Below are 2641 nucleotides of genomic sequence, written 5' to 3'. Positions count from 1 at the left end.
CGAAACGAATTGCCGATTCAACAGGGGAACCTGATAAACGCCAGCGTGACAATAAAAAAACGCCGGGAAATACTGACAAATTGAAACCCAGCAAATCTTCAAAAAAATAAGTCAGTAGTTAAAAGCCCTCCGGGGCTTTTTTGTATCTGCCGTTCACGCTGATTAAACATAACACCCGTTGCCCGCACCGCCCCGGACGGGTTCGCCGCGAACGGGGTGGCAGTCAGGTAAAACCGGCAACAAACCACCCGATAAACCGCCCCGTTCGCGACAGATAAATTTTACCTGGCTGCATAGCCATGCAGCCAGGTGAATGACATCCGGTTTCAGCGTAAATGCCCGATGAGAACCCTGTTTTCCTGCATTTCAGCCCAGCGACGGACCGTCATAGCTTCGCTGCCGGGAACGCGCTTCCGTCAGTTCCTTTTCGTGCTGCCGTTGCTCGTGCGCCCGTTCTGCGGCCACGGCCATCTCATGACGCTGCACTACCGGCTCAAACGCTGCAGTTGCCCGCTCAAGCGTTCCACCTGCTGACTCAAGCGCGTCACGCGCTCGCTCAGCGCCGCGTTCTCCCGTTGCATAAGCCCTGACATTTTCCGCCATTCCCCGAAGGCGCTCTCCCACTCGTCCAGCCTTTTCGAGTAGTCCTGCTGTAGCTGCTCTAATGCGCTCAGCAACTGTTTTTCCAGCTCGGTCATCGGCACTTACTCCTTCACCAGTCTCAGCGCGTTCTGCTTCGACCGCCCGTTCCCGACCGTCCAGCTCTGCGTCCTGTCTACGGCCGTCCCCTTCGGCAGCACCAGAAAACGTCCGTTGCTGTCTTCCAGGTACGTCACGCCCCAGGTCTTCGCGTTCAGCTTCGACAGCGCTGCGTTCTGCCGGTCGATTTCGGCCAGATTTGACGCTATCAAGCTCCCCTGATACCACAACACCCCGCTCAGGCTGGCGAACAGCAGTCCTGACACCATCGTGATGGTCAGCCATGTCCGCCCGACCATACGCATCACGCTCAGGCGGTTCGACTGCATGGCCGCGCTCATACCCTGCTCGTGGGCGCGGATGGCGGCGCTGATTCTCTTCCCGCTTTCGCTCAGTTCCGCTCTGACAGACTTCTCGTGCTCGCTGAATGCGGCTTTCAGCATTTCGCCGGTACTCTGCTGCTGCGCTTTCGATTTCTGCTCTAAGTCCTTCGCCAGCGTTAAAAGACTGTTCATAGATGGCTCCCTTAAGTCGGATGTTTCGCCCTCCGTCCGGGTCGGCAATGCTGATGCTGCTCTTTGTGGTGCGCACGACCTCAAAACCTGCGCTTTCCAGCGCCTCAGTGACGTCCTGACGCGTTTTAAGCTCCCCTGACGAGGCGAGGGCCAGTAAGCCCCGCGTAATAGCCTCTGCGGCTTCCTGCTTCGTTTTGGGTAACGAAGATGGCGTCACCAGCGCGCGCCGGTTCTCCGGTGCGTTCGGGTCGTGCAGCCCCAGTCGCCCGTTCACCACGGTCTGCCACGCATCGATGCGCGGACGGTCTGCCCGGTCGTAGTACGGCTGGAGACGCCTGCCGGTCAGCAGTTCCGTGTTCGGTACCAGAAAATTCAGTTCCAGCCGCCCCTTGTCCCGGTGTTCAACCCACAGCACGCTGTACTGGTCTTTATCGAGTCCGGGCATCAGAACCCGCTCGAAGCTCGCCATCAGCTTTTCACGCTGGCCGGGCGGTAAATCCTGTTCAGCAAAAGACAGGACGCCGGAGGTGTACTTTTTGGCGTAGGGCGAGGCGTCGATAAGCTCCCGGACCTCCTCCGGCTTTCCCTGCAGGACGATGGCCCCGTCGCGCTGGCGGTCTTTCCCCAGCAGATAATCCACCGGCCCGGCACCGCCGCCTCGCCCTCGCGGATGAAACTTAACGATCATCGTCTGCCCCCTTTTCCAGCACGGCATGCCGCAGCCGCTCGAGTTCGGCATCAATGGCCACCAGCGCGGCCACCACCTGAACCCGGTCAGCGCCTGACCACTGGCCGCCGTTAATTTTCCGGGCGATCTGGTTGAGGTTGTTCCCCATCCCGGCAAGCTGGCGCAGCAAAACCGGATCGATGGACGGCAGCCGCAACGACCGCGCCGGGCGCGTATCGAGACAGGTTTCCCGCATCCACACCGCCAGTTGCCTTCCATTGCAGCGCTCCAGCAGCTGCTGGTACTCCCCATCGGTCACCCGGATACCTAAAAAACGGGTACGCTTAACCGCCATCCTCTCCTCCGATATCCGCAAAATGTGACCGGGCTGAACGCTCAAGCTCTGCCATCTGCTCCCGGCGGTAATCTTCCTCCTGTGCCTGACGCATCAGATTTGCCATCACTGCCGGATGCCAGGATCTTTTTTTTACGACGAGCGGCTTCTTCTTCGGCTTCTGCATTATCCCTCCTTCGCAAACGCCGGACGGCACGGAAAAGTTTTCCGGGTCGCTCCGGCGTTGGACAAGCGCCAGCGCGTCAGTGGTGTTAGCGGGTTTCGGGGCGCAGCCCTGAACCAGTCACAGCGTTTACGCTGTGTATACTGGCTTACTATGTTGGCATGAGAGCACGATTCATGAAAGTGCCTCATGTGGCAGGTGTGATATGTGGCTCAGGAGCGTCCGCAATACCATGCACGGAC

At 59.1% G+C, this 2641-nt stretch carries 4 protein-coding genes; all 4 read right to left on the bottom strand.

Features of this window, described 5'->3' with window-relative positions; translation table 11 throughout:
• Positions 1 to 485 precede the first annotated feature (485 nt).
• Entirely contained in the window at positions 486 to 698 is a 213-nt protein-coding gene (locus ABD361_RS30240; RefSeq protein ID WP_021527181.1) for an MbeD family mobilization/exclusion protein, read from the bottom strand.
• Between the two features lie 6 nt (positions 699 to 704).
• Positions 705 to 1214 carry an MbeB family mobilization protein gene (locus tag ABD361_RS30235; RefSeq protein ID WP_032433972.1) on the bottom strand — a complete coding sequence of 170 codons (510 nt, stop codon included), beginning with the start codon at positions 1212 to 1214 and terminating at the stop codon, positions 705 to 707.
• A gap of 677 nt (positions 1215 to 1891) precedes the next feature.
• Entirely contained in the window at positions 1892 to 2236 is a 345-nt protein-coding gene (locus ABD361_RS30225) for a MobC family plasmid mobilization relaxosome protein (protein WP_344440163.1), read from the bottom strand.
• Positions 2226 to 2402, bottom strand: a complete 177-nt coding sequence (locus tag ABD361_RS30220) for a hypothetical protein (RefSeq protein ID WP_004197757.1) — start codon at positions 2400 to 2402, stop codon at positions 2226 to 2228. Before ABD361_RS30220 ends, ABD361_RS30225 begins: the two co-directional genes overlap by 11 nt.
• Between the last annotated feature and the right edge of the window lie 239 nt (positions 2403 to 2641).

The organism is Streptomyces luteosporeus (assembly GCF_039532865.1).
Taxonomy (GTDB): domain Bacteria; phylum Actinomycetota; class Actinomycetes; order Streptomycetales; family Streptomycetaceae; genus Streptomyces; species Streptomyces luteosporeus.
This window is presented reverse-complemented; position numbering and strand designations above follow the sequence as displayed.

Excerpts from the sequence above, each read along its gene's own strand:
- ABD361_RS30240 (WP_021527181.1), bottom strand. The coding sequence starts at position 698 with ATGACCGAGCTGGAAAAACAGTTGCTGAGCGCATTAGAGCAGCTACAG.
- ABD361_RS30235 (WP_032433972.1), bottom strand. The coding sequence starts at position 1,214 with ATGAACAGTCTTTTAACGCTGGCGAAGGACTTAGAGCAGAAATCGAAA.
- ABD361_RS30225 (WP_344440163.1), bottom strand. The coding sequence starts at position 2,236 with ATGGCGGTTAAGCGTACCCGTTTTTTAGGTATCCGGGTGACCGATGGG.
- ABD361_RS30220 (WP_004197757.1), bottom strand. The coding sequence starts at position 2,402 with ATGCAGAAGCCGAAGAAGAAGCCGCTCGTCGTAAAAAAAAGATCCTGG.